General features: G+C 60.7%; 19 protein-coding genes. 9 read left to right on the forward strand and 10 right to left on the reverse strand.

The genetic code is table 11. The annotated features are described in order from the left end of the window. Positions 1 to 456: 456 nt before the first annotated feature. The 7 genes from OKC43_RS16970 to OKC43_RS17000 all read right to left on the reverse strand — a co-directional run bounded on the left by OKC43_RS16970 (position 457) and on the right by OKC43_RS17000 (position 10,851). Positions 457 to 1,821 carry an efflux transporter outer membrane subunit gene (locus tag OKC43_RS16970; protein ID WP_270804020.1) on the reverse strand — a complete coding sequence of 455 codons (1,365 nt, stop codon included), beginning with the start codon at positions 1,819 to 1,821 and terminating at the stop codon, positions 457 to 459. Between the two features lie 2 nt (positions 1,822 to 1,823). Then, complete coding sequence (locus tag OKC43_RS16975; protein ID WP_270804021.1) at positions 1,824 to 3,797, reverse strand: MacB family efflux pump subunit; 1,974 nt, start codon at positions 3,795 to 3,797, stop codon at positions 1,824 to 1,826. Further along, complete coding sequence (macA, locus tag OKC43_RS16980; protein WP_270804022.1) at positions 3,794 to 4,957, reverse strand: macrolide transporter subunit MacA; 1,164 nt, start codon at positions 4,955 to 4,957, stop codon at positions 3,794 to 3,796. Before macA ends, OKC43_RS16975 begins: the two co-directional genes overlap by 4 nt. Before the next feature lie 152 nt (positions 4,958 to 5,109). Beyond that, complete coding sequence (locus OKC43_RS16985) at positions 5,110 to 6,228, reverse strand: RNA-guided endonuclease InsQ/TnpB family protein (protein ID WP_182939237.1); 1,119 nt, start codon at positions 6,226 to 6,228, stop codon at positions 5,110 to 5,112. A 281-nt stretch (positions 6,229 to 6,509) separates the two neighbouring features. Beyond that, the gene (locus tag OKC43_RS16990) at positions 6,510 to 7,400 is read right to left on the reverse strand and encodes a manganese-dependent inorganic pyrophosphatase (protein WP_182970716.1); all 891 of its coding nucleotides are present in this window, start codon (positions 7,398 to 7,400) and stop codon (positions 6,510 to 6,512) included. Between the two features lie 314 nt (positions 7,401 to 7,714). Then, the gene (gene recN / locus OKC43_RS16995; protein WP_270804023.1) at positions 7,715 to 9,379 is read right to left on the reverse strand and encodes a DNA repair protein RecN; all 1,665 of its coding nucleotides are present in this window, start codon (positions 9,377 to 9,379) and stop codon (positions 7,715 to 7,717) included. 158 nt (positions 9,380 to 9,537) lie between these two features. Beyond that, entirely contained in the window at positions 9,538 to 10,851 is a 1,314-nt protein-coding gene (locus OKC43_RS17000) for a 6-phospho-beta-glucosidase (RefSeq protein ID WP_270657309.1), read from the reverse strand. 162 nt (positions 10,852 to 11,013) lie between these two features. Here OKC43_RS17000 and OKC43_RS17005 point away from each other — a divergent pair, with 162 nt between their 5' ends. Beyond that, positions 11,014 to 11,946, forward strand: a complete 933-nt coding sequence (locus tag OKC43_RS17005) for a LysR substrate-binding domain-containing protein (RefSeq protein ID WP_270657310.1) — start codon at positions 11,014 to 11,016, stop codon at positions 11,944 to 11,946. Here the strand turns inward: OKC43_RS17005 and nadK are convergent. Beyond that, complete coding sequence (nadK, locus tag OKC43_RS17010) at positions 11,943 to 12,827, reverse strand: NAD(+) kinase (RefSeq protein WP_270657311.1); 885 nt, start codon at positions 12,825 to 12,827, stop codon at positions 11,943 to 11,945. The genes OKC43_RS17005 and nadK overlap by 4 nt on opposite strands. A 291-nt stretch (positions 12,828 to 13,118) precedes the next feature. On the opposite strand from nadK, the gene grpE reads away from it, so the two are divergent. The 8 genes from grpE (at position 13,119) to OKC43_RS17050 (ending at position 23,892) form a co-directional block, all read left to right on the forward strand. Then, on the forward strand, positions 13,119 to 13,694 hold the full coding sequence (grpE, locus tag OKC43_RS17015) for a nucleotide exchange factor GrpE (RefSeq protein ID WP_005338036.1): 576 nt from the start codon (positions 13,119 to 13,121) through the stop codon (positions 13,692 to 13,694). 297 nt (positions 13,695 to 13,991) lie between these two features. Continuing rightward, complete coding sequence (dnaK, locus tag OKC43_RS17020; RefSeq protein ID WP_005338034.1) at positions 13,992 to 15,920, forward strand: molecular chaperone DnaK; 1,929 nt, start codon at positions 13,992 to 13,994, stop codon at positions 15,918 to 15,920. 101 nt (positions 15,921 to 16,021) lie between these two features. Next, positions 16,022 to 17,164, forward strand: a complete 1,143-nt coding sequence (gene dnaJ, locus OKC43_RS17025; RefSeq protein ID WP_005338032.1) for a molecular chaperone DnaJ — start codon at positions 16,022 to 16,024, stop codon at positions 17,162 to 17,164. Positions 17,165 to 17,428: 264 nt separating this feature from the next. Then, complete coding sequence (locus OKC43_RS17030) at positions 17,429 to 18,919, forward strand: carbohydrate porin (protein ID WP_270657312.1); 1,491 nt, start codon at positions 17,429 to 17,431, stop codon at positions 18,917 to 18,919. A gap of 115 nt (positions 18,920 to 19,034) precedes the next feature. Then, on the forward strand, positions 19,035 to 19,991 hold the full coding sequence (locus OKC43_RS17035) for an aminoimidazole riboside kinase (RefSeq protein WP_270657313.1): 957 nt from the start codon (positions 19,035 to 19,037) through the stop codon (positions 19,989 to 19,991). Between the two features lie 83 nt (positions 19,992 to 20,074). Then, a complete protein-coding gene (locus OKC43_RS17040; protein WP_042657031.1) occupies positions 20,075 to 21,439 on the forward strand; it encodes a sucrose-specific PTS transporter subunit IIBC in 1,365 nt (454 codons plus the stop codon). Then, positions 21,439 to 22,854 (forward strand): glycoside hydrolase family 32 protein, encoded by a 1,416-nt coding sequence (locus OKC43_RS17045; protein WP_201936890.1) that lies wholly within the window; start codon positions 21,439 to 21,441, stop codon positions 22,852 to 22,854. Before OKC43_RS17040 ends, OKC43_RS17045 begins: the two co-directional genes overlap by 1 nt. A 27-nt stretch (positions 22,855 to 22,881) precedes the next feature. Continuing rightward, positions 22,882 to 23,892, forward strand: a complete 1,011-nt coding sequence (locus OKC43_RS17050) for a LacI family DNA-binding transcriptional regulator (RefSeq protein ID WP_064336901.1) — start codon at positions 22,882 to 22,884, stop codon at positions 23,890 to 23,892. Between the two features lie 91 nt (positions 23,893 to 23,983). Here the strand turns inward: OKC43_RS17050 and OKC43_RS17055 are convergent, their stop codons facing one another. Then, complete coding sequence (locus OKC43_RS17055; RefSeq protein ID WP_201936888.1) at positions 23,984 to 24,712, reverse strand: MgtC/SapB family protein; 729 nt, start codon at positions 24,710 to 24,712, stop codon at positions 23,984 to 23,986. Positions 24,713 to 24,930: 218 nt separating this feature from the next. Beyond that, positions 24,931 to 25,335, reverse strand: coding sequence for a hypothetical protein (locus OKC43_RS17060; protein ID WP_201936887.1), 405 nt, complete (start codon positions 25,333 to 25,335; stop codon positions 24,931 to 24,933). Positions 25,336 to 25,344: the final 9 nt, after the last annotated feature.

Raw genomic sequence — 25,344 nt, forward strand, 5'->3', positions numbered from 1 at the left:
CAAAAGAGAGTAATAGATCAGAACGGCCGATCGCCGTCAAGCACTGAAAATAGCAAAATCAGGTGCGGAATGACGGCAATATCACTCATTGTTTACGATTAATTTTGTCGTGCAGAATTAACTGCGTGATATCGCTTTTTGTATGCGTCGTGCAGATATGCGCTTCGGATATGTCTCTCACGATTCACGGGGCGCCGCTCGGCGAGAGTCGAGCTCTCTGCTGATGGAATATCCGGTAATCGTTATCTCCACAGGGTGCGTGAGGTATAGAGGTGGTCTCAAGGTATGGCCGGGATATTCTGGGTCGCCGATGCATGTAATTGGATCGGCTGCCGTAACTGCCCCTGATGATGAGCAATGGCGTTCGTCTGCCGTGTGGGCGAGGGAATTCGGTGCGGTCGATGGCGATGGTATTCCCCACTCTACAGGCAGAGTGGGGAATATTGGGGGGAGGCGTTATCGGGGCGCCACGCTATCGCTGCCACCCAGGGCGCGATAGATTTTGGCAGTGGTGGTGAGCTGCTCTTTTTGCTGGGCCAACAGGCTCTGCTGGGCATCCCACAGTCGGTTCTGCTCATCGAGCCAGGCTTGCACGCCGGTCGCACCCGCCTGGAAGCGAGCCTTGGCAAGGCGTTCGGCCTCCCGGGCATAACTCAGCTGCTCCTGCAGATAATCGAGTCGCTGCTGGCCATAGTGGCGTGCGGCCAGATTGTCTTCCACCTCCACCAGTGCGGTGTAGAGCTGTTTGCGAAACTCGGTTTCAGCAATCTGGTAATCCAGCTCTGAGCTTTCGATGGCGAGCTGGGTGCGGTTGTATTCAAGAAAGGGGAGGGCGAGGCTGGCTCCCAGCGTACCGACCGGATTTTGCAGCACCTGCGCCAATCTATCGGATGCGGTGCTGGCACTGCCGGTCAGGGTCAGGCTGGGGTAGAAGCTGGTGCGGATCTCATCACCTTTAGCCAGCGTCTTGCGCAGCCGCAATTCGGCCGCTTTGACATCGGGGCGGCGTGCCAGCACATCGGCCGGAATACCCACCGCAAGTTCAGGAATGGTCTGTTTTGCAAGTGAAGCGGGTGCATACTCCAGCGGCCCGCTGCTGCGGCCCAGCAACAGACGCAGGGCATTGCGAGCCTGCTCCTGCTGCGCCTTGAGGGAGGCCAGCTCAGCCTGTTTTCCGGCCAACTGTTGGCGTGCCTGCGCCAGATCGAGCCGGGTGATGGCGCCTGCCTGGTATTTGGTCTGGGTCAGCTGCTCGGTACGGATCAGATTGGCCAGCTGCTGTTCCCCAAGGGTGATGGCAGAGCCGAGATAGCCGAGCTGCCAATACTGCTCCAGGGTATTGCCGATCAGCAGTAGTCGGGTGCTGGCGAGATCCTGCTCGCTTGCCGCCGCCTCCCAGCTTGCCTGATCTCGTACCGAGGCAAGCTTGCCCCACAAATCTACTTCGTAACTGAGGCTCAGCGAGGGGCCCAGACTGTTGGTGCCTTTGCCGGTTTTCAGATCCTTGTTGCCACTGGCTGCGATAGTGCCATTGACCGAGGGGGTGAGGTTGGTATCGGCCTGCTCGGCGCCCAGTCTGGCGCTTTTGAGCTTGAGGGCCGCCACATGCATGTCCGGGTTGGCGGCTAGAACCGCCTCGACCAATTTGTCGAGTTGGGGATCATGAAATTCCTGCCACCATTGGCCTGCCTGCGCAGCCAGTTGGGCGCCCTCTGCTTGTTGCCATGTGGGGGCGATCGCCAGTTCGGGTCTTTGATAGGTGCTGTGCTGACTGCAGCCGCTGAGGGCCATAGAGAGAGCCAGCCAGGAGAGTTTGTGCATCGTTATTCCCTCGCCAGTGCGACAACAGGGTCGAGCCGCGCCGCATTGCGTGCCGGCAGGTAACCAAACAGGATCCCGATGAGTGACGAGCAGCCAAAGGCCATCAGGATGGAGAAGAGCGAGAACTGCATCTTGATGGAGTCCACCAACAGTGAAAAGAGCGCACCAATGCCTAGCGAGAGGCCGACGCCGAAGATCCCCCCCAGCAGGCTCACCATCACAGCTTCAATCAGGAATTGCTGCAGGATATCCGACTGGCGGGCGCCCACGGCCATGCGAATGCCGATCTCGCGGGTGCGCTCGACCACTGACACCAGCATGATGTTCATCACGCCCACCCCGCCGACGATCAGCGAGATCACCGCGATGGCCGAGACCATTAGGGTCATGGTGGCGGTGGTTTTTTCTACCGATTTGATGATGCTGTCGCTGCTAAAGGTGAAGAAATCCTTCACCCCGTGGCGCTTGGTGATCAGCTCGATCACCGCCTGCTCGGCCAGTGCCGGTTGTACCCCGTCTTTGACCCGGATGGTGATCTGGCTGAAGTGGTGCTGCGAGATGAGGCGACTCATCACCGCGCTGTAGGGCAGCCAGATATTGACCGACTGGCTGGTGGGGCCAAAGCCGGTCTCCTGCGAAACCACCCCGACAATCCGCACCGGCAAGGTGCCGACCAGTACTACCTTGCCGACAGGATCCTCCTTGCCAAGCAGGCTGGTGATGCTCTTCTTGTCCACCACGGCGACGGCGGCACGCTGCTGGATATCTTGCCACTCCAGTAAGCGACCACTGACCAGCGTCATCCCCTTCACCTTGAAATAGTCGTTACCAACCCCGGTCACGTTGCCGCTGTTGGTCTTGTTGCGATAGCGCAACTGGCCGGAGCTGCCGATCTCGGGGCTGGCGCCCGCAAGATAGGGTTGCCCCAGCAGGGCATCGAGATCTCCCTTGTTGAGGGTCTGGATGCTGGCCATCTTCTCATCGCCCCATCCCTTGCCCGGGAAGATTTCGATGGTGTTGGTGCCCATCGCATTGATCTGGTCGATCACCTTGGCGCGCGCCCCTTGCCCCAGCGCCACCACGCTCACCACGGCGGCGATGCCGATGATGATGCCGAGCATGGTGAGGAAGGTGCGCATCCGGTGGGCGAGCATGGCATGCATCGCCATCCGTCCCGCTTCCCGATAGCGATCCCAGTCGTGACCCATGGCACCTTTAGTGGACACTATTTTTTGAGGGGGTGTGGCGGTGGCTGGAGCCAACACGGCCGTTTGGCTGGGGCCACTATCTTGTTCAATCCGACCATCCTTGAGAGTGATGATCCGGTCGGCATGGCTGGCCACGTTCATATCGTGGGTGACCAGAATGATGGTGTGGCCCTGAGCGTGCAGCTCCTTGAGGATTGCCATCACCTCCTTGCCGCTCTGGCTATCCAGTGCGCCGGTCGGTTCATCGGCGAGGATCACTTCGCCGCCATTGGCCAGCGCCCGGGCGATACTGACCCGCTGCTGCTGACCGCCGGAGAGCTGGCCCGGGGTATGGTGGCTGCGATCGGCCAGACCCAGTCTGCCCAGCAGCTGACGCGCACGCGCCTGGCGATCCGGGCGGCTGGTACCGGCATAGACAGCTGGGATCTCCACGTTGGCGGCGGCATCGAGATGGGGCAGCAGGTGGTAGCGCTGAAAGATAAAGCCGAAGTGGTGGCAGCGTAGTCGGGCCAGCGCCAACGCATCCATGCTGGCTGTGTCCTGACCGCGAAACAGGTACTGGCCGCCGCTCGGGCTATCCAGACAACCCAGCAGGTTCATCAGGGTCGACTTGCCAGAGCCGGACGCGCCGACAATGGCGATCATCTCTCCTGCCGTGATGGTGAGGTCAAGAGGGTGGAGCACGGTGACTTCGCTGTCGCCGCTCTGGTAGCGTCGCTCGACCCCTTTCAGCTGGATCAACGGCAGCTGGTTCAGGGGCTCACTCATAGCATCACCGCCTTCTCATCATTGTCGGCGGGGGCTCCGTGATTGAGCTGCACCTCCTCCTTCTCACTCAGCCCGCTGATCACCTCAATGCGGATCTCGTCCTTCATACCGGTCTTGATATGACGGGTTTCGGTTGTCTCATCGTCCTTGATCACGGTGACTTCATACTCGTTGTCACCCAGCGACTTGCCGAGGGCGGTTTGCGGCACAGTGATCACCTGCTTGCGCTCGCCGAGCACAATGGTCACCTGGGTGGTCATTGCGACCCGCAGGGTATGGTCGGGATTGGGTACATCGAACAGGGCGTAGTAGTAGACAGCCGCATTGCTGGTGGTGGTCCCAGTGGTGGCCTGATCGTTGATGTTGGTAGGCGCTAACTCCACGGCGCGAAGCGTACCCTGATAGCGGGTATCCGGATCGCCGATCAGGGTGAAGTAGACCGGCATGCCGGCTTTGACCTTGGTGACATCGGCTTCGGAGATCTGCGCCTTGACCGTCATGGTCTCGAGGTTGGCCAGCTTGAGCACGGTCGGCACCGTCTGGCTGGCAGCCAGGGTCTGGCCCTGACGGGTCACAATGCTGATGACGGTGCCATCCATCGGCGCCAGGATCTTGGTGTAGCCCAGCTCGGTCTTGGCCCTATCAACCTTGATCAGGGCGTTGTCGATATTGGCCTGGCTGTTTTGCAGTTCGGCGCGGGTGACTGCCAGCAGTGCCTCGGCACTTTCCAGATCGGCCCGTGAGCTCGCCTCCTGTTTGAACATCTGCTGCTGGCGCCGCCAGGCGAGCTCGTTCTGTTTGAGTTGTGCCTGCTTGATCTTGAGCTGGGCGCGGTTGCTGGCAAGCTCCGCCTCGGCCGTCTTGAGGTTGTTCTGGGCAATCAGGGGATCGATCTCGGCCAGCAGGTCTCCCTGCTTGACCTGATCTCCGGCCTCGACGGCCAGCTTGGTAACCTGACCGGAGACTTGGGCCCCCACATCCACCTGCTCTACGGCCTGCAGCACACCACTGGCCAGCACGGTCTGGGCAATATCCTCGCGGGTCACCTGAGCGGTCAGCATCGCCTTGGGTGGTTGACTGGGCCAGAGCAGCCAGCCGAGGAGCACCACGGCGATCAGCATGGTGATGGCCAGTGTTCTCTGCTTGGGGGTTATGTTCATCGATCACCTGAATGGAAACGGAAAAGTTTGTGCGCGGCGATTATCCTGCAGCAAAGCCCTGTTGACATCCTCCTCTCCCTAAAGGGAGGGGATTCCGATTAGTCACCTAACCGGGTTTCCTGATTCAACGAGAACTGCTGAGGTAACATGCGTTACACCAGACTGACATTCTCTCCACAGGCTTTAACGGCGAGCCCCGCCGCAAGAATATTCTTGGCCGCATTGTGGTCACGGTCGTGGTGTTCCCCGCATTCAGGGCACTCCCAGTCACGCACTGACAGCGGCAATTTTGAAAGTGTGTATCCGCAACAAGAGCAGCGTTTTGAGCTGGGGAAAAATTGGTCTATGGCAACCACCGAGCGCCCCACCCATTCGCCCTTGTACGACAGCTGGCGCACAAACTCACCCCAACACGCATCGGCTATCGCCTTTGCCAGTTTGGGGTTGCGGATCATGTTCTTCACCTTGAGGGATTCAACGCACACAACTTGGTTCTCGTTAATCAGTGTGCGGGACAGCTTGTGCAAGTTGTCCTGTCGGCAATCGGAGATTTTGGCGTGAATACGGGCAACCTTGGCTTTGGCTTTCGCACGATTGGCGGAGCCGAGTTTCTTTTTACTCAGGCGGCGCTGGGCGCGGGCAAGCAGGGTTGCGTATTTTGCCGTGTGACGGGGATGGTCGACCTTATTTCCATTGCTGGTTACAAATAGGTCTTTTATGCCGAGATCAATGCCGACCATTTTGGGTGTGATGGGCAGCGCCTCGGGGTCGAAATCACAGAGGCAGGAGACGAAGTATCGGCCAGCTGCGTCTTTGGAGATTGTAACGGTGCTGGGTTCGCAGGGGAGCGGGCGGCTCCAGCGGATAGCCAGCGGCTCCTTGCTCTTTGCCATGTAGAGCTGACCTTCCCGATACTTAAATGCGGCATCGGTCAAAGTGGCCGATTGCTTATGGTGCTTGCTTTTGAAAGTTGGGTACTTGTTTCGCCCTTCAAAGAAGTTTTTGAATGCCGCCTGTTGGTGACGCAAGGCTTGCTGGAGCGGGACGCTGGACACATCATTGAGCCAAAGATATTCGGGCTCTTTCTTGAGTGCGGTCAATCTGGCGTTGGCTTGGGTGTAAGCGATTTTTTCCTGATGCTGATAGAAGGCATCGGTACGCCAGCGAAGGATGTGATTATAGACAAATCGGGTACAGCCGAACGTCTGAGCAAGCAATGTAGCTTGTTCAGAGGTGGGGTAGAAACGGTATTTGTAGGCGCGCTTTGTCATCCTTACATGCTTGCGCAGCTAATGTGGGATATCAAGATATTTTACCTCGCTTATATCCCCGCCCTGAAAGGACGGGGTTTTACGCTCATTCAGATAAATAACAGCCGCAAATATGTAAGCAAAGTGATGGCGTTAACGGCAATACGCCGAAAAGGAGTCAGCGAGCGACCGCAGTGGTGGGCGAGAGAGTCAGCAAGGTAGGGCAAGAGTGCGGCTGGCGGTGGCGATGAAAAAGCCCTGCGCAGGGGCAGGGCTGTGGCATAGGTGATGGTGAGGGAGGATCAGGCCTTGGCCAGCAGATCCATCACCCAGGGCAGGCCCTGCTTCTTGCGGCTGACAAAGCCTGGGTGGTAGCTGGACTGGGCCGGTACTTTCGGGTGCGCGGTAAAGTAGATGCGGCTGGCGGCAGCCGTCAGGTCAGTGACCATCAGCACGAAGAAGTCGAGCCCTTCGCTCGCCACGCGCTGGGCCATCTCCTGCTGCAGGGCTGGCAGTTGCTCGGCAAGCTGCTGCTCGCTGCCCACTTCGATCTGGCTCATGATGAAGTTGCAACCTTCCGCCTGGAACGCTTTCTCGTCCTGCTGCAGCAGTTGAGCCGGAGTCAGACCGCTCAGGTCGGTTTTTGCCATCAGCAGCTGTTGGCCGAACTCGGCCAGTGATACTTCGGCCAGCGGAGCCAGACGCTCACAAGCGATCTTGTCATGCTCGGTGGTGGTCGGCGAGGTGAGACAGAGTGTGTCGCTCATGATGGCACCCAGCATCAGGCGAGCCTGGCTGCGGGTCACGGTACCTTGCTGACTCAGCAGATCGAAGGCGATGGTGCAGGTGCAGCCGACGGCACGGATCCAGGCATCCAGCGGAGACTGGGTGACCAGAGTGCCGAGACGGTGATGATCCACCAGACCCAGTACATTGGCTTGTGCCAGTGTGGCAGGGCCCTGTTCCAGATCACTGAAATCCACCAGCCAGACATCTTCACCGGTCAGATCTTTGGTCAGCAGCTCGGGTTCGCTGACGCCAGCCTGCTCCAGAATAAAACGGGTTTCGGTGCGCAGGTCACCCAGACGCCATGGGGTGGCCTGATGGCCCTGGCCATTGAGCCAGTCGGTGATAACCAGCGCACTGCAGATACTGTCGCTATCAGGATTCTTGTGACCAAAAACGTGGATCATAGACAAAGCCTCACAATTGGATACCCATAAAGGGGGGCAACACTATGCGAAATCCGCTACATGAAGGCAACCGGATCCACGCCCATGTTGCTGCCAGCTTCGCCTAACTCGCCATTTTATTGATCTGGGTCGGTAATCCTGACGCGAGTTCGGTGCTCACAGTTGGCTATTGGCTATTGGCTATTGGCTATTGGCTATTGGCTATTGGCTATTGCTGACTGTGGAGGCTATGGCGCTCGCCTGTGCCTGCGAAGTCAGCATGTTCGGTCAGCCCTGTCAGTCGCCATCGCTGCAAATCGGCGTTTTGGCCTGATTCAACGGCGCAGCAGCTCGCGAGCATTGGCCAGGGTGTTGTCGGTGATCTGGTCGCCACCGAGCAGGCGTGCCAGCTCATTGAGGCGGGCATTCTGGTCGAGTGCATCCATCCGGGTTTCGGTGGTTTTGCCATCGGTATGCTTGCTCACCACCATATGCTGGTGTCCGTTGCCTGCCACCTGAGGCAAGTGAGTGACCACCATCACCTGAGTGGACTCGCCGAGCTGGCGCAGCAGGCGACCCACCACGGCGGCAGTCGGGCCGCTGATCCCCACATCCACTTCGTCGAAAATCAGGGTCGGGGTTGAGATCTTGCGAGCACTGATCACCACGATGGCGAGGCTGATGCGTGACAGTTCACCGCCTGAGGCCACCTTGCCAAGCGGTTGGATCGGTTGGCCCGGGTTGGTGGTGACCATAAACTCCACCCGATCTATACCCAGCGGAGAGAGGCTGCTCTGGGCGTCGGGGCGCACCTCGATGGCGAAACGGCCATCAGGCATCGCCAGTTCGTGCATGCTGCTGGTCACCTTGGCGCCCAGCTCCTCGGCATAACGCTGACGGCTCTGACTCAGGGCTTCGGCGGCCTGGACAAACGCCTGACGGGCCTCGGCCAGCTCATCTTCCATCCCCTCTAATCGCTCCTCATCGGAGTTGAGGCGGGCGAGATCAGAGGCCAACTCCTGATGGTACTGAGCCAGATCTGCCGGTTTGACATGGTGCTTGCGGGCCAGATTGATCGCCTTGGAGAGGCGGGCCTCCAGCTCGTTGAAACGTTCGGGATCCAGCTCCAGCCGATCGAGATAGCTGCGCAGTTCGCTGTGACTCTCCTGCACCCCGATCAGGGCTTCGTTCAACATCTCTAGTACCGGAGTGAGGCGGCTGTCCATGCTGACCAGCCCCTCGGCTCGATCGACGGCTGATTGCAGCAGCCCTGCGATAGTGGTCTCTTCGTTGTCATAGAGCAGATCGAGGCAAGCCCCGCACTCTTGCATCAGTTCTGTGCCGTTGGCGAGACGCTGGTGCTCCTCTTCTATCTCTTCGAACTCCCCTGGTTGCAGGGCAAATTCGTCCAGCTCCTGCACCTGGTACTCGATCAGCTGGCGGCGGGCTTCCCGCTGCTGCTGCTCGGCCTTGAGCCGGTTCAACTCGTTTTGCAGTTGGCGCCACTGCTGATAGTGCTGGCGCACCTCGTCGAGCAGCAGATGGTGACCGGCATAGCCGTCGAGCAGGGCGAGCTGGTAGTCGGGTTTTAGCAGCATCTGGTGGGCATGTTGACCGTGCACGTTGACCAGCAGCTGGCCCAGATTCTTGAGCTGGGTGAGGGGGACAGGCACGCCGTTGATATAGCTGCGTGAACGCCCCTCGGCGGAGATGACTCGCCGGACGATACACTCACCTTCGTTTTCCAGCTCGTTGGTGGCGAGCCAGGCGCGGGCGGCCGGGTTGTTGTCGAGCAGGAAGCGGGCGCTGACCTCGCTTTTATCGCTATCGGGTCGCACCATGCCTGCTTCGGCCCGCTCTCCAAGACAGAGGCCGAGGGCGTCGATGGCGATGGATTTACCGGCACCGGTCTCCCCGGTAATGCAGGTCATGCCCGCTTGCAGATCGAGTTCGAGAAACTTGACGATGGCGAAGTTGTTGACGGTCAGCTGGGTCAGCATGGTCTCATCCTGTATAGGTCAACATTACTGTGTATGCATCCAGTATATACTGGTCTTATATACAGTAAAGAGGTGGCCACCATTTTTAAGCGAAAACGGGCCACCAGAGTGGTGACCCGTACAGGACCGAGAGGGGGCGATGAGAGGCGTGACGCCGCTCAGTGGAAGGCTGACATCAGATCCGGATGGGCGGCGATCACCTCGTCCAGTGCCTGCTCCAGCCGACTGCCACTGGTGATGAGCGGGTTGAGCACCAGGGCACGCCAGGCTGCGTGGCGGTTGCCGGTGATGGCGGCCTCGATGGTGAGCTGCTCGAACTCTTTCATCAACTGCAGCAGGCGCAGGGTGTCTTGCGGGAAGGGGGCCACGTTGAGCGGCAGCGGGCCTGACTTGGTGATAAGGGAGCTGACCTCCACCGCGCACTCATCCGGCAGACCGTTGATGGCGCCATTGTTGCGGGTGTTGACGTGCATGATGATGCGCTTGTCGTTGTGGATGGCGCTCATCAGCTCGCATGCGGCTTCCGAATAGTATTGGCCGCCGCGTCCTTCCAGCGCCTTGGGCTTCTCGGCGAGATCCGGGTTGCGATAGAGATCGAACAGCTGTTGCTCGATGACCTTGACCACCTCGCCCCGGGTACCTTCGCCATTGGCCTCACCGAGCTCCTGCTTGAGGATGTCGTCGCTCATGTAGTAGTAGCGCAGATAGGCACAGGGGATCATGCCCAGATTGGCCAGCAGGTCCTTGGGCCAGGCAAAGGGGGGAATATTGCGCGGCACCAGCGGATCCTGCCCTTGCGCGAGCCGGGCAATCACGTCGCCGAGTCGGTCCTGGCCCTGATGCTGGATCTGGCGTACGAAGATGAAGTGGTTGAGCCCGGCCACCTGCATGATGAACTCCTGCTCATTCTGGGTCTCCAGCAGGGTAGCGACCCCTTTTTGCATGATCACCGGCACGTTGCACAGCCCTACCGCTTTGATCTTGCTGTGACGCAATACCGCTTCGGTCACCATGCCTGACGGATTGGTGAAGTTGAGCAGCCAGGCATCGGGGCAGAGGCGTTCCATGTCGGCGGCGATCTGCAAGGCGATGGGGATGGTTCGGCAAGCGTTGGCAAAGCCGCCCAGTCCATTGGTCTCCTGACCGATCAGACCATATTTCAACGAGATCCGCTCATCGCTGATGCGGGCTTCCAGACAGCCGGCGCGAAACTGGGAGCAGACGTAGTCGGCGCCTTGCAGTGCCTCTTCCCGATCGAGCCGGGTTTCAACCCGTACCGCCAGCCCGGCTTTGGCCAGCATGCGGCGGGTGAGGGCAGCGATGATCGCCATCTTCTCGCGGCCATCGTCGATGTCGACCAACCAGAGTTCGCGCATTGGCAACTCGTGCTGACGCTGGATCAGCCCTTCAATCAGCTCCGGGGTATAGCTGGAGCCAGCACCGATGACCACAATCTTGAGTCCGTTTTTCATTGTCCACCTCATGAACAGGGATAGGGGTTGCACCTATTAAAGAGGGGCGTGGATGGCCAGACAAACGAAATAAGGGGCACTATGGATTAGCCAGTTTCATCCATAAGTGGAAGTGGCATACTAATGCCCTGCACCGTAACGATCGTGATCACGAGGTTATCCATGCTGGTACAACAGAACACCCTAGCCCTGCTGCACACCTTCGAGAGCACGGCCCGTCATCTCAGTTTCACCCGCGCCGCCGAGGAGATGAACCTCACCCAGGGGGCCATCAGCCACCGTATTCGTCATCTGGAAGGGCTACTGGGGTTTCGCCTGTTTATTCGCCTGACCCGCAAGCTGGCGTTGACGGAGGAGGGGGCGAGACTGTTGGCGACCCTGAGCCACTCCCTGCGCCAGATCAACGAGGAGATCGAGGATATCCGGGCTCAGGATCTGCGGGGGACGCTCCACGTGGGGGTTGCGCCTACCCTGGGGCTCAACTGGCTGATGCCAAGGTTGCCCCGTTTCCAGCAGCGCTGGCCCGGGCTGAACGTCATGATGCGGGTACGGGCGGGGGCAGTGGATTTCAACGAGGAGCGGGTGGATCTGGCCATCTACTACGGCGCCACCCGTTGCAGTGATCTGCACCGGGAGCTGTTGATGGAAGAGCAACTGGTGCCCGTCTGTTCTCCCGAATATGCCGAGCGGCTGGGATTGCTGGCGGATCCGGCCCGGCTGGCGGAGGCCTGTTTTATCCACGCCTCCGAATCGACTGATGTGCAGCAGCTCTTCTCGGAGTGGCGCCACTGGTGCGAGGGCGCGGCCATGGCTCTGCCCTATGAACAGCGTCACTACGGCTTCAATCACTATCAGATGGCGCTGCAGGCGGCGCAGGGCGGCATGGGCGTCGCAATGGGGCGGGAGGTGCTGGTGTGCAGCTTGCTGGCGCAGGGCTCGCTGGTGGCAGTGGGTGGCCCGCGGGTGCCAGCCGGGCGCAATTACGAGCTGATTTCGCCGCGGGAGAACCGCGAGCGACCGCGCTTTCGCGCCTTTAGCGACTGGCTGCGCAGCGAGGTGGCGCTCAGCCAGTCAGGCCCTGAACCGGTTCTTTAAAACAGCTTGCTACCCCAGCCGAGCTTGTTGCGCAGCACATGGAAGTAGCTGTAGTCGAGGGGATGCACCAGATGGAGCTGGTGGTGGCTCTTTTTGATGAGGATCTCGTCCCCCGGGTGTACCGCCAGCGTCACCTGACCGTCACAGCTCACCTGCATGGCGTCATCCTGATTCTCTGGCGAGACCAGCAGTCGCACTTCACTGTCGGCATCCAGCACGATGGGACGGCTGCTCAGGGTGTGCGGGAACATGGGCACCAGCGTGATGGCGTTGAGCTTGGGGGTGAGGATGGGACCACCGGCCGACAATGAATAGGCGGTGGAGCCGGTCGGGGTGGCCACTATGATGCCGTCCGAGCGCTGGCTATACATAAAGCTGCCATCGATATAGACCTCGAACTCGATCATGTGGGCGATCTTGCCCGGGTGCAGTACGGCTTCGTTGACCGCCAGATTGCTCGATTTGCGCTCGCCGTGGCGATAGACCGAGGCTTCCAGCAGGAAGCGGTGTTCGCTCTTGTAGTGACCGGAGAGCACCTGCTCCAGTGGCAATAGATAATCTTGCGGCGAGAGGTCGGTCAGAAAGCCGAGGTTACCCCGGTTGACCCCGATCACTGCCACATCGAAGCGCGACAGCACCCGTGCCGCCCCCAGCATGTTGCCGTCACCGCCGACCACGATGGCGAGATCGGCCTGCTGGCCCAGTTGTACCAGATCCATCACGTTTTCATCGAGGATGCTCAGGGTCTGGGCGACCCGGCTCTCCACCAGTACCCTAAAGCCGCGGGCGGTCAGGTATTGATGCAGGCCGGTCAGCGTCTGGTTGGCCCCCTCATGGTGGGGTTTGCCAATCAGGGCGATGGTTTTGAACGGAGAATCCATAGTCAGTCAGATCTGGGATGGGTATTGCGGGCCAGTATACAGTGCTTTGCTCCGCTTGTGACGCTCTCCCGTGTGACGGGGCTGGCTATCCCCTTGAGGCTACTGGTTAAACGGTGAGCGGTAACCCGGATAAACCGACGGTTGCTGCTATTCAGCAACCCTGATTGCCCTTTACCCCTTGAAAGCCGGGGATGCATCCCCATAATAGCGCCAACATAGTCGGTCTGTTGTCGTCCGGTCGCTCAACCAGACGTCAGGGCCCTCATAAGTAACCCCGGAATTGGAGATGTCATGAACCACGAAGAGCAAAAGGTTGAAGCGATGGAGCAAGTGGAAGCCCAGCCAGTCGAGCCGACCGATGTAGACAGTGAAGTGACAGCCGAGCAGGCCCGCATTGCCGAACTGGAAGCGCAGCTGGAAACCGCCATCCAAAAAGCGGCGGAAGAGCGTGAACGCGCCCTGCGTACCGCCGCCGAGATGGAGAACCTGCGCCGTCGTACCGAGCTGGATGTGGAGAAGGCGCACAAGTTTGCTTTGGAGAAGTTCGCCAACGAACTGCTGCCGGTGCTGGACAACCTTGAGCGTGCCATCGAACTGGCCGACAAGGAGAACGAAGCCCTCAAGCCGATGATCGAAGGTGTCGAGCTGACCCTGAAATCCATGCAGAGCGGTGTGGCCAAGTTTGGTCTGGTGGCGCTCGACCCGATCAACCAGCCGTTTGACCCCAACGCCCATCAGGCGATGAGCATGGTGCCGAGTGCCGATGTGGCCCCGAACACCGTCATTGCAGTGATGCAGAAGGGCTATGACCTCAACGGTCGGGTGATCCGTCCGGCCATGGTGATGATCGCCAAAGCGGTCGACTGATTGGCTGTGGGTGCCCGAGCCCGCCCTGTGGCGGGCTTTTTGTTTCGCAGTGCAGCACCTGTTCATCTTGCCCGGTTTACGGCTCAACGTGACCGCGCAACCATGACAAAGGGTGTGGTTTTTTAGGGTTGGGGCTTGAAGCTGCGTCTGGCGACCCCATATAGGTAGCAAGGCCGCGGCGGCACAAAAAATTTGATGCCGGGAGCTTGAAAGCCAGATTGGCAGCCCCCACCTAGCCGTTAACGCATTAAGGCGAGTTCCTCGCCAGTTTATTCAAAGTATTTGGAGATTCGTCAAATGGGTAAAATCATCGGTATTGACCTGGGTACTACCAACTCCTGCGTCGCTATTCTGGATGGCGACACTGCTCGCGTGATCGAGAACGCAGAAGGCGATCGTACTACTCCGTCCATCATTGCCTATGCCGATGATGGCGAGATCCTGGTTGGTCAGCCGGCCAAGCGTCAGGCCATCACCAACCCGAAAAACACCCTGTTCGCCATCAAGCGTCTGATCGGTCGTCGTTTTGAAGATGAAGAAGTGCAGCGTGACCTGAAAATCATGCCGTACGCCATCGCCAAAGCTGACAACGGCGACGCCTGGGTTGAAGTGAAGGGCAAGAAAATGGCACCGCCGCAGATCTCTGCCGAAGTGCTGAAAAAGATGAAGAAGACCGCCGAAGACTACCTGGGCGAGCCGGTAACCGAAGCCGTTATCACTGTTCCAGCCTACTTCAACGACGCCCAGCGTCAGGCTACCAAGGATGCCGGTCGCATCGCCGGTCTGGATGTAAAACGCATCATCAACGAACCGACTGCTGCTGCATTCGCTTACGGCGTGAACAAGGTCAAAGGCGAGCGCAAGGTTGCCGTATATGACCTGGGGGGCGGTACTTTCGATATCTCCATCATCGAGATCGACGAAGTTGAAGGCGAAACCACCTTCGAAGTACTGGCGACCAACGGTAACACCCACCTGGGTGGTGAAGACTTCGATAACCGCGTCATCAACTATCTGGTAGACGAGTTCAAGCGTGAGCAAGGCATCGACCTGCGTAACGACCAGCTGGCTCTGCAGCGTCTGAAAGATGCCGCCGAGAAAGCCAAGATCGAGCTCTCTTCTGCCCAGCAGACCGACGTCAACCTGCCGTACATCACTGCAGATGCCACCGGTCCGAAGCACATGAACATCAAGGTGACCCGCGCCAAGCTGGAATCCCTGGTAGAAGACATGGTGAAGGACTCTCTGGAGCCGGTTCGTGTCGCCCTGAAAGACTCCGGTCTGGCTGTTGGCGAGATCGACGACGTAATTTTGGTTGGTGGTCAGACCCGTATGCCGCTGGTTCAGAAGACCGTTGCCGAGTTCTTTGGCAAAGAGCCGCGTAAAGACGTCAACCCGGACGAAGCCGTGGCCATGGGTGCTGCCATCCAGGGCGCCGTACTGTCCGGTGACAAGACCGACGTACTGCTGCTGGACGTCACCCCGCTCTCCCTGGGTATCGAAACCATGGGTAGCGTGATGACTGCGCTGATCGAGAAGAACACCACCATCCCGACCAAGAAGTCCCAGGTGTTCTCGACTGCCGAAGACAACCAGTCTGCCGTGACCATTCACGTGCTGCAGGGTGAGCGCAAGCGCGCCAGCGACAACAAGTCTCTGGGCCAGTTCAACCTGGAAGGCATCCGTCCGGCACCGCGCGGTCTGCCGCAGATCGAAGTGACCTTCGACATCGATGCCAACGGTATCCTGCACGTCTCTGCAAAAGACAAAGAGACCAACAAAGAGCAGAAGATCACCATCCAGGCCTCCTCTGGTCTGTCTGATGACGAGATCGAGCGCATGGTACGCGAAGCCGAAGCCAACGCGGCCGAGGACAAGAAGTTTGAAGAGCTGGTACAGGCTCGCAACCAGGCTGATGGTCTGGTCCACTCCGTACGCAAGCAGATCACCGAAGCCGGTGAAGCCCTGCCTGCCGACGACAAGACCAAGATCGAAGCTGCTCTGAGCGAGCTGGAAGCGGCCATCAAGGGTGACGACAAGGCTGCTATCGAAGCCAAACAGCAGGCTCTGCTGGAAGCGTCCCAGAAGCTGATGGAAATTGCCCAGCAGCAGGCTCAGGCCCAGGGTGCAGCCGGTGCTGATGCCGGTCAGTCCTCCTCTTCTGCCAAGGCTGACGACGACGTAGTCGACGCCGAGTTCGAAGAAGTGAAAGACGACAAGAAGTAAGCCCTACCCAGATGGGCGAAGTCCGCTTCGCCCATCGGCTTGGTCAATGAATTCACGGGCGTTGGGTAACCAACGCCCGTCTGCGTAACCACAGGATGAGTATGTCGAAGCGCGATTTCTACGAAGTACTGGGTGTGGCGAAAGATGCCGACGATCGCGAGATCAAGAAGGCGTACAAGCGCCTGGCCATGAAGTATCACCCGGATCGTAACCAGGGTGATGCCGCATCCGAAGAGAAGTTCAAAGAGGTCAAGGAAGCCTACGAGGTCCTGACCGATGCCAACCTGCGTGCCCGTTACGACCAGTACGGCCATGCCGGTGTCGACCCGAGCCAGGGTGGCGGTGGCCACGGTGGCTTTGGCGGCGGTGCCGACTTCGCCGACATGTTTGGTGACGTATTCGGTGACATCTTCGGCGGTGGCCGTGGTGGTGCCCGTCGTGGCCCGGCCCGTGGCTCCGACCTGCGTTACACCATGGAGCTGACGCTGGAAGAGGCGGTACGCGGGGTCTCCAAGGAGATCAAGGTGCCGACCCTGGTTCACTGTGAAGTCTGTAACGGCTCCGGTGCCCACACCGGCAGCAGTGCCCAGACCTGCCCGACCTGCCACGGCTCCGGCCAGGTGCAGATGCGTCAGGGCTTCTTCGCGGTGCAGCAGGCATGTCCGCACTGTCACGGTCGCGGCAAGATCATCAAGGATCCGTGCCGCAAGTGCCACGGTGAAGGTCGCTACCAGCGCACCAAGACCCTGTCGGTGAAAATTCCGGCGGGCGTCGATACCGGCGATCGCATCCGTCTCTCCGGCGAAGGGGAAGCGGGGGAAGCAGGGGCACCGGCAGGGGATCTCTACGTACAGGTGCACGTCAAAGAGCACGAGATCTTCGTGCGTGACGGCAACAACCTCTACTGCGAAGTGCCCATCAGCTTCACCGCAGCTGCGCTGGGTGGCGAGATTGAAGTACCGACCCTGGATGGCCGCGTCAAGCTCAAGGTCACTCCGGAGACCCAGACCGGCAAGATGTTCCGCATGCGCGGCAAGGGCGTGAAGTCAGTACGCTCCGGCCAGGTAGGGGACCTGATGTGCAAGGTGGTGATCGAGACGCCGGTCAACCTCACCGAGCAGCAGAAAGAGCTGCTGCGCCAGCTGGACGAATCCTTCAGCGGCGCCGCTGCCAAGACCCACAAGCCGAAATCGGAAGGCTTTTTCGAAGGGGTGAAACGCTTCTTCGACGATCTGACCAGCTGATTTCAGCGACCCGAATAAACAGAGCCGGCCTTGTGCCGGCTCTTTTTTTGCCCGCCGTTTAGCCAGGGTCCGCCCTATTGAGTGGATCCTGATGAGGGATCCTCCTCACAACTCCCGCCAATTCCTGCTGTACAAATGTTATCCCGCTCACACTATTGCTGAAACGGTTTAGTTGCTGTATTGAGTTGGCTAAAGCGGTTTAGCTATGCTCTGGCTGTCGATAACAACAGCGCCCGTTCGGGCTACAGATGACAGGTGAGGAAGATGATGATGTTCAAGAGCAAGTTGGCGCTGGCGGTAGCGCTGGGATTGGGGATGAGCAACCCGCTGTGGGCGGCGGATGGCGGTATCGAGGCCCGTCTGGCGGCGCTGGAGGCGCGGGTACAGGCGGCTGAAGCGAGAGCCGAGGCAGCAGAGAGCCGTGCCAGTCAGGCGGAAGTGAAGGCGAGCGCGGCGAGTGAGCAGGCGCAGGTGGCCGACAACCGCAGCCAGAAGGTGGATGAGAAGACCGCCGGTGCCCAAGGTTTCGAGTTTCACGCTTACGCTCGCTCGGGCCTGTTGGTCAACAGCAATGGCAACGGTGGGCGCGGCGGCCCCTACATCACGCCAGCCGGTTCGGTGGGCGGGGCTGTCGGTCGTCTTGGCAACGAGGATGACACCTACATGGAGGCCAACCTGCTGAAAACCCAGACCTTCGAGGATGGCAGCTGGGCCCGCTACAAGCTGATGCTGGCTGACGGGGTGGAGACCAGCAACGACTGGACCGCCAGCGATTCGAGCCTCAATACCCGTCAGGTGTTTGCCGAGATCGGCAATCTGGCGAGCTTCGACGGCCCCTTCAAGAATGCGGTGCTGTGGGCGGGTAAGCGCTTTGATCGGGACAACTTCGACATCCACTGGCTCGATTCCGACGTGGTGTTCCTGGCCGGTACCGGCGGCGGTGTCTACGACGTGCAGCTGGCCGATAGCTGGAAGGCCAACTTCTCCCTCTATGGCCGCGATTACGGCGACATCAGCGCCAGCGGTCTTTCCGATATCGAGAGCTACATCCTCACCATGAACAACCGCGTCGGCAACTGGCAATGGATGGTGAACGGTCTCTCGGCCAAGGACAATGATGCCCGCATCAATGACAAGGGGGCGGGCAGCGAGGCGGCGGACAAGGGGGCACACACCCTGCTGGCCTACCACGGCGAGAGCTTCTTTGGCATCAACCCCGGTTTTGCCAAGGCGGCGGTGCTGTACGGTCATGGGCTGGGGGCCGAGGTCAAGGGGCTGGGCTCTGACAGCGAGCTGTTGCCGGACGCCGATGCAGTGCGGGTCGCCGTGTTTGGCGCCACCGATCTCAACTCGCGCTGGCGTTTTGCCCCGGCCCTGCTAGCCGAGCAGAGTCAGGATCGCTACGTGAAAGGGGACGAGTACCGCTGGCTCACCTTCAATACCCGGGTGGCGCAGGTGCTGAGCCAGAACGTCGAGCTGGTCTACGAGGCGGCCTGGCAGTACATGGATCTCGACCCCAAGGGTTACAAGGGACGCCAGGCGGTGAACGGCAACTTCACCAAGCTCACCTTCGCCCCCACCTTCAAGGCGCAGACCGCCGGTTTCTTCGAACGTCCCGAGCTGCGGGTGTTCGCCAGCTGGATGGACTGGTCCTCCGAGCTCGACAACTACGCCAGCGACGATGCCATGGGCCAGAGCAACTTCACCGCCGGTGGCGAGTGGAACTTTGGCTTACAGATGGAAACCTGGTTCTAGTTCGTTATCCCGATCACAAAAATGGCAGCCGGTGCCGAGATCTGTTGGTTGGCTAAAACGGTTTAGCTGATAATGCCAGCCAACAGAACAGAGTTCGGGTTTGACCGTGGATCCGATGCAGCAGTGGAGTAGCAAGGTGACGAATCGAGTGTGGGTAATGGGGGATGCGGTGGTGGACTTGATCCCGGAAGGGGCGTTGAACTACCTCAAGTGTCCGGGTGGTGCGCCCGCCAATGTGGCGGTTGGTGTGGCACGGCTGGGTGGCGATGCGGCCTTTATCGGCCGGGTTGGTGCTGACCCGTTCGGCCGCTTTATGGCCGACACCCTGAGCGGGGAGGGGGTGGATATCGGTGCGCTACGGCTCGATCCTGACCATCGCACCTCTACCGTGCTGGTGGCACTGGATGATGAGGGGGAGCGCAGCTTCACCTTTATGGTGCGCCCCAGTGCCGACCAGTTCCTCACCCCAGATGAGTTGCCCCACTTCGATGCCGGTCAGTGGTTGCTGACCTGCTCCATCGCGCTCGCCAACGAGCCGGTGCGCACCAGCTGCCTGCAGGCCATGGCGGACATCAAGGCGGCAGGCGGGCGGGTCTGCTTCGACCCCAACCTGCGCCCCGAGGTGTGGGGCAACCCGGCCGAGATGCTGCCGCTGGTGCGTCAGGCAATTACACAGGCGGATGTGGTCAAGCTCTCCATCGAGGAGCTGCAACTGCTGAGTGGCGAGGATGAACTGGCCGCCGGGCTCGCCACTCTCTCTGGCCCGGCGCTGGTGCTGGTGACCAGAGGGGCGGCCGGGGTGGTGGCTCGCCTTGATGGCGAGTTGCTGGAGTGGGTGGGGCAGAAAGTAACGCCCATCGACACCACGGGGGCGGGGGATGCCTTCGTCGCCGGTCTGCTGGCGGCGCTGGCCGGGCGCTCGTCGCTGCCGACTCTGGCCGAGCTACCCGCCATCCTGGCTCAGGCCCACGGTTGCGGGGCGCTCGCCACCACCGCCAAGGGGGCGATGACGGCGCTGCCGACCCGCTCCGAACTGGATGCCTTTTTGCGATCAAGCGCAAGCGGCTGTTGAGCTGAGGCTAGAAGCTCGGCTCGACAGCCCCTACTCTCATGTGACAAGGGCCCGCCAGCGTGGCGGGTCATAAGAGGAAGAATATGAATATCAGTGCGATAGCCAAGGATCTGGTGCCCCTGCTCGGGGGCAAGGAGAATATCGTCAGCGCAGCCCACTGCGCCACCCGGCTGCGGTTGGTGCTGGCCGATGACAGCAAGGTAAACAAGGCCGCCATCGACAAGCTGGAGGGGGTCAAGGGGTGCTTTAGCAACGCGGGCCAAATTCAGGTGATCTTCGGCACCGGTCTGGTCAACAAGGTCTATGCGGAGTTCGTGGCGCTGACCGGTACCGGCACCGCCAGCAAGGCGGAGCTGACCGACATGGCGGCGGCCAAGCTCAACGTGGCCCAGCGGTTGGCGCGAACCCTCTCCAACATCTTCGTGCCGATCATTCCGGCCATCGTCGCCTCGGGCCTGCTGATGGGGCTGCTCGGCATGGTGCGCACCTACGGTTGGGTCAATGCCGACAGCGCCCTGTTTGTGATGCTCGACATGTTCAGCTCGGCGGCCTTTATCATATTGCCGATCCTCATCGGCTTTACGGCGGCGCGGGAGTTTGGCGGCAATCCGTACCTCGGGGCGACCCTCGGCGGCATCCTCACCCACCCGGCGCTGACCAACGCCTGGGGCGTGGCCGGTGGTTTCAAGACCATGGACTTCTTCGGGCTGGATGTGGCGATGATCGGCTATCAGGGCACCGTCTTCCCGGTGCTGCTGGCGGTCTGGTTTATGTCCCATCTGGAGAAACAGCTGCGCAAGCGCATTCCGGATGCGCTGGATCTGATCCTCACGCCGTTTCTCACCGTCATCATCACCGGCTTTGTAGCGCTGCTTTTTATCGGCCCGGCGGGTCGGGTGCTGGGGGATGGCATCTCGTTCGGTCTGAGCGCCCTCTATGAGCAGGCTGGCTGGCTGGCGGGGCTGGTATTTGGCGGCACTTACTCGCTGATCGTCATCACCGGCATCCATCATAGCTTCCACGCCATCGAGGCGGGGTTGTTGGCCAATCCGCAAATTGGCGTCAATTTCCTGCTGCCCATCTGGGCCATGGCCAACGTGGCACAGGGTGGGGCTTGCCTCGCGGTCTACTTCAAGACCCGCGACGTGAAGATCAAGGCGATTACCGTGCCGGCTGCCATGTCCTGCCTGCTGGGTATCACGGAAGCGGCGATCTTCGGGGTGAACCTGCGTTACATCAAACCCTTCCTCGCCGGTCTGTTTGGCGGGGCCTGCGGCGGTGCCTACGTGGTGGCGGCCAAGGTGGGGATGACGGCGGTGGGGCTGACCGGTATTCCCGGCATGGCCATCGTCCAGCCCATGAGCCTTATTCATTACATCATCGGGCTGGTGATCGCCTTTGGCGCCGCTTTCGCCGCTTCCTACCTGCTCAAGTACAAGGTGGAGTGATGAAGGAAAGCGATCTTCTCAACCAGATTGTCCGGTCGCTGCTGGCCGGACAGCTCAAGGCGGCGGCCGATCCCCATCGGCCCCGCTGGCATCTGGCAGCCCCGGTGGGGCTGCTTAACGATCCCAACGGTTTTATCGAGCACGACGGGCGCTACCACCTCTTCTACCAGTGGAATCCGCTCGGCTGCGAGCACCGCAACAAGGGCTGGGGCCATGTCACCTCCACCGATCTGCTGCATTGGCAGCACGAGCCGGTGGCGCTGTTGCCCACCGAAGCCTATGAGAGCCACGGCTGCTATTCGGGCTCGGCGGTGAGCGACGAGCAGGGGCGCCTGACTCTTATCTACACCGGCAATGTCAAATACCCGGATGGCAGTCGTACCGCTTATCAGTGTCTGGCCCGCGCCGACGGTGAGGCCGGTTTTGCCAAGCTGGGGCCTGTGCTGGATCTGCCCGCAGGCTACAGCGGCCATGTGCGCGATCCCAAGGTGTGGCACGACGGCCAGCAGTGGCTGATGGTGCTGGGGGCTCGCACTCTGGGCGACAAGGGGGAAGTGCTGCTCTATCGCGGCGAAACCCTGCAAAGCTGGCAGTGGGTGGGTCCCATCGCCGGTAGCGGGCGAGGGGGGCTGGGTGAGTTTGGCTATATGTGGGAGTGCCCGGATCTCTTCCCGCTGGTCGATCGCCATGTGCTGATCAGCTGCCCGCAGGGGATTGCCCCGGTGGGCGAGGATTATCGCAACCTCTACCAGTGCGGCTGGCTGGCGGGAGATTTCGACGGCGAGCGCTTCGAGCACGGGGCTTTCCACGAGCTGGACCGGGGCTTTGAGTTCTATGCCCCCCAGACCACTCTGGATAGCCAGGGTCGGCGCTTGCTGTTTGGCTGGCTGGGTCTGCCGGAGGCGAACGAGATGAGCCAGCCCACCATCCCCTATGGCTGGATCCACCAGATGAGCTGCCCGCGGGAGCTGTTCTGGCAGGATGAGTGGCTCTGCCAGCGGCCGGTGGCGGAGCTGGCGGCATTGAAGGGAGAGCAGACCCGCTTCGAGGGGACGCTTGGCGAGTTTCCGGGGCTGGCCATCGACTCGGCCTGGCTCGATATGGGGCTCTGCGGTGAGGGGAGTCTCTGGTTCGGCGCCGTGGCCGAGCTGGTGTGGCAGCCGGGGCGCATCACCTTGCGGCGCCAGAACTGGCAGAGCGGGGCGTGGGAGACCCGCAGCAGCCCATGGGCTGGCGGGCGGATCACCGTGCTGTGCGATCGCTCCAGTCTGGAGTGTTTCATCGATGAGGGTCGCCACACCCTGTCGGCGCGCTACTTCCCCGGGGAGAAGCCGCAACTTTCATCAGGTAACGGCGATGATGGCTGCAAAATTTGCCTCAATCACTGGCCGCTGTCGGCGTGCTTAGTACAATAGCCCGGTTCTAGTCAGCCGGGAGGCCAGGTGGAGAAGAAGAAACGGATCACGATTGCCCAGATCGCCGAACTGGCGGGGGTGTCCAAGGCGACCGCCAGTCTGGTGCTCAACGGGAAGAGTGCGGAGTACCGGATTGCCGACGATACCCGCAAGCGCATTCAGGCGGTGGCGGAGGAGTGTCACTACCTGCCGAGCTTTCATGCCCGCTCCCTGCGCGAGACCCGCAGCTACACCTGGGGGCTGGTGATCCCCGATCTCACCAACTTCGGTTTTGCCCGCATTGCCCGTGCCCTCGAGGCGCACTGCCGGGAGGCGGGCATCCAGCTGCTGATCGCCTGCTCCGAGGATGATCCCGCCCTCGAGCAGCGGGTGGTGGATAACCTCATCAGCCGCCAGGTGGATGGGCTGATTGTCGCCTCCAGCGGCCACAGCGATGACATCTATGCCCGCATTCACGACCGCCTGCCGGTGGTGCAGCTCGACCGCCATATTGGCGAGTCGCGCCTGCCCATGGTGATCTCCGATGCCTGCAAGGCCACCGCCGAGCTGGTGCGGGACATGGCCAGCGAGTGCGGCGAGGAGATCTACTACTTCGGCGGCCTGCTGGATCTCTCCCCCAGTCGTCACCGGCTGGCGGGCTATGAGCTGGGGCTCCATCGCGCCGGTTTTGAAGCCGATGTAGCCCGGGTGCGTCATCGCGACTATCAGCCGAGCTCCGGTTATCAGCTGATGGCCGAGCTGGTGGCCGAGCTGGGAGCGCCTCCCAGGGGGCTCTTTACCGCCTCTTTTACACTGCTGGAAGGGGTACTGCGCTACCTCAATGAGGCGGGGCTGATGGAGACAGGGATGCGCCTGTGTACCTTCGATGATCATGACCTGCTCGACTGCATTCCCATGCGCATCGACTCGGTGGCGCAGGATTGTCCGGCGCTGGCTCTCGCCGCTTTCGAGCTGATGCAGCAACTGATTGCGGGCAATCCCCCGGCGCAGACTGCCCAGGTGATCACCCCCAGGGTGCGCTGGCGCAGCCGCCGCTAGCCACTCTTCGCCCATCCCATATGAGAAAGCCCCGCCATTGCTGGCGGGGCTTTTTGCTGCGGGCGGATGGTTCGTTCCTCTGACCAACGGCTCAATCGGTGGTACTGGTGCGCCAGAACACCTGCTTGATATGAGGGTGGATGGCCAGCTTTTGCATCAGGGCATCCAGCTCGTCGCCATCGATGGAGGTAGCCAGCAGCACCGCCGAGATCTCCAGATCCCCCGCGCCAAACGGCTCGATATCGAGTTCGCTCAAGGGGTAGTTGGCCTGCTCCAGCATCTCTTCCAGCCAGTGCAGCACCTCTTTTTGATGCTCGCGCGGGGTCAGGGCCGTCACCTTGTAGGTCACTTCGGTATCCAGATTGTCCACCGGGCGACGGTTGATCTGATTGACCAGCGGTCGCAGCAGAGTGTTGGCGGCCAGCACGAACAGGGCGCCCAGAATTGCCTCCATGGCCAGTCCTGCACCACAGGCGGCGCCGACGGCGGCCACTCCCCAGAGAGTGGCGGCGGTGTTGATGCCGCGGATATTGCCCGATTCGCGCATGATGACGCCAGCGCCGAGAAAGCCGATGCCGGAGACGATATAGGCCACCACATGGACCACGTTGTAGTTGCCGCCGTGCAGGTCATAGATGCGCTGGGCCAGACTGACGAACAGGGCGGCCCCCACGGCGACCAGCACGTTGGTGCGCAGGCCCGCGGTACGTTGGCGGTATTGGCGCTCCAGCCCGACCAGACTGCCAAGCACAAAGGCGAGCAACAGGCTGGCCAGGGTGTCGAGCAGGGAGATCATGTCAATTTGTTGCCACATCTTCATGGCGTACTCCTTCTGATAAGCGCTGGCTTGGCGCAATCCATGATGAAACGCCGGGAGGCGGATGGATCAGGAGATGATTGCGCGGATGGCCAGCAGAAAAACAAAAACGCGGCGTCCCGGGGCGCGAGCATCATCAGATGCCCTGACGCTCGGAGAGGACGCAACAAGCGGGGCCAGCGTGGCTGGCCCCTTTCACAGTGGTTAACGCAGGTGTGCGGTCAGTTGAGTTCGGGAGCGCAGTCGATGCGCGGGCGCAGTTGCCAGCGTACCGGATGTGCTAATCCGACCTGATGAACGAACTGCACCAGATAGCGTCGCTGGGGCGGGGTGCACTGCAGGTTGAGCACCAGCTCACGCCCGCCGCCGCGACCCGGCTTCATTGATTGCATCGGTTGCAGCCCGGCCGGTTGCAACGTGTGGTTCACCATATCCAGCACCTGCTCCATATCGGCGCGATCCTCACAGCGGATCTGCAGCCGGTAGTGGTGCTGACGCTGTTTGCCGCCCAGCCAGCGTGGCAGCATGCCACGGCCGAGCCGGCTCAACAGGGGGTGAGCCTGGGTAGCAACAGAACCTGTTGCGACCGCGCGATCCGCAGCCGGTTTGATTGAGATAAAACGCATAGCAGCCTC

Source organism: Aeromonas sp. Y289-2, from assembly GCF_027705925.1.
Taxonomy (GTDB): domain Bacteria; phylum Pseudomonadota; class Gammaproteobacteria; order Enterobacterales; family Aeromonadaceae; genus Aeromonas; species Aeromonas veronii.